This window comes from Streptomyces bohaiensis (assembly GCF_012033785.1).
GTDB classification, from domain to species: domain Bacteria; phylum Actinomycetota; class Actinomycetes; order Streptomycetales; family Streptomycetaceae; genus Streptomyces; species Streptomyces bohaiensis.
Genome location: NZ_JAAVJC010000457.1, coordinates 1 through 2,154 on the forward strand (window position 1 = coordinate 1; position 2,154 = coordinate 2,154).

At 75.0% G+C, this 2,154-nt stretch carries 2 protein-coding genes; both read right to left on the bottom strand.

Annotated features, from left to right (window positions below):
- On the bottom strand, nt 1-420 hold a 420-nt coding region (locus HCN52_RS23895; RefSeq protein ID WP_209314932.1), incomplete at its 3' end, for a hypothetical protein.
- A 167-nt stretch (nt 421-587) separates the two neighbouring features.
- Nucleotides 588-2,018, bottom strand: coding sequence for an alkaline phosphatase (locus HCN52_RS23900; RefSeq protein WP_209314933.1), 1,431 nt, complete (start codon nt 2,016-2,018; stop codon nt 588-590).
- Between the last annotated feature and the right edge of the window lie 136 nt (nt 2,019-2,154).

Below are 2,154 nucleotides of genomic sequence, written 5' to 3' on the forward strand. Positions count from 1 at the left end.
GTCGGGCCGGTTCTGCATCGGTCCGCGGAACGCGCCCCACTCGACCGCCGGGTCGTAGCCGGCGCCGTGCTGGTAGGTGGCGGCGGCGACACCGACCGGGAAGTGCTGGTAGACCTGCGTGGCCTTGCCCTGCTGCCGGACGACGTCCCGGGCGCCGGGTTCGACGTCGACCTGGTGGTAGCTCACCCCGTGCTCGTAGAGGCTGGCGGTGTCCACCTGGTTGAAGCCCATGCCGTCGCCGATGAGGAAGATGACGTTCTTCGGGCCGAAGTCCGCCGGCGCGGCCCCGTCGCGCGGTTGGTCGGCGGCGGGCGCGGCGGTCGGGGCGGCGTCCGCGAGGGAGGCGGGCGCGGCCAGGGTGAGGGCGAGCGCGGCCGTCGCGGTCCCTGCGGCCAGCCGGCCGGTCCATGTCAGGTGCACTGGGCTGTCCTCCTGCGGTGGGGAGGTACCAGGGGGCACTCCTGGTACTGACGCCCCATCATGGAGTGACGACGGGGGACGTCAACCGCCCCTCGCCGCCGACCGTCGCGATACCGCCCCGTCGGGCGACGTGTCCGGCCGGGGCGGGCGCGGCCGCCGCCGCGCGGTCAGTCGCGGCCCCACAGCGAGAGAACGGTGCGCGGGATGTCGACGTTGTCCAGGTAGGCGCCCCGCACCGGGTCCGATCCGGTGGCCGCGGCCGCCAGGCGCTCGGCGCCGGCGCCCCGCGCGTAGAGCGGCACCAGCGAGCCGGTGTGGTCGGTGGAGTGCCAGGAGACGGCGGGAAGTCCACCCTTCTCGCCGGTGAGGGGGCGCCAGCCGGGGTCGGCCCCCTCGCCGTTGAGGTAGCCGGTCTCGTGGTCGGCGGTGACGACGACCAGGGTCTCGTCCCAGGAGCTCTCGCGCTCCACCCACTGCGTGACGGCGGCGACGGTGTCGTCGAAGGCGGTCTGCTCCTCGATGAGCCGGTTGAGGTCGTTGGCGTGGCCGGCCCAGTCGATGGCCCCGCCCTCCACCATGAGGAACAGCCCCTCCTCGGACGCGTTGCCGAGGACGTTCAGCGCCGCCTCGGCCATCTCCGGGAGGGTGGGCACCTCCTCGTTGGCGGGAGCGGCGTACGGCAGGGCACCGGCGACCGGCTTCCCGTCGGCGGTCCGGTCGGGACCCGACCGCTCGTACTGGAGGGTGGCGGCGACGGGGGCGAGGCCGAGGACGCGCCGCGGCGTCTCGGTGGCGGTGGCGAGGTCCCGGAAGCCGTCGCGGCTGTTGACGAGGGTGAAGGGGGTCTCGCCGGCGAGCAGTGCGGCGTGGTCCTCGGCGGCGAGGTAGGTGTGATCCGGCTCCGGCAGCGGGCGGCCGTCCGCGTCGCGTGCGGGGTCGCCCGCGCCCATGACGACATCGATGTCGCTGTCGTGGATCATCTCGTGGGCGATGGCGTGGTAGTCGCCGCGGTCGTCCCGGTGGACCACGAACCCGGCGGGCGTGGCGTGGCTGAAGGGGACGGAGGTGACGACGCCGGTCGCCCTGCCCTGGGCCGCGGCGTGCTCGGTGAGGTTGGGGAGTGCGTCGCCCCGGGTGTCGGTGCCGAGCCGACCGTTGTCGGTGCGTTCCCCGGTGGCCAGCGCGGTGGCCGCGGCGGCGGAGTCGGTGAACCCCTCGGTGACGGCGGGGAAGCTGTCCCAGACGGCCTGCGGGTCGTAGCCACCGCCGCGCGGGTAGGTCGCGACCGAGGCCGCCACAGGGAAGTTCTGGTAGACGGTGGACGCCTGGGCCGGGGAGCGCTCGACCTGTTCGGCGCCGGGTTCGACGGTGACCTGCCCGAAGGTCGTGCCGTCGCGGTACAGCGAGGCGGCGTCGATCTGCGCGTAGCCCATGCCGTCGCCGATGAGGACGATGACGTTGCGGGGGCCGGCCGCCGCGGCGGCCTCCTCGTCGTCGCCGCCGGTGGCGGCGATCAGCGCCATCGCCAGGGCGATGGCGGCCGTGACGGCGCCGGCCCGCCCCGGTCCGGTGACGTGTGTCGGCCGTGAGATGTGCACCGCGGTGCCTCCTCGCACTCCCGGGGCGCCGGTCCCGCGCCCGCCCTGTTCCTGCCCGGTGGGGCCAGGGTGCGACCGCGGGGTGACGCCCGGGGGTACGACACCCGTGGCGACGGCGAAGACCACCGGTCCGGTA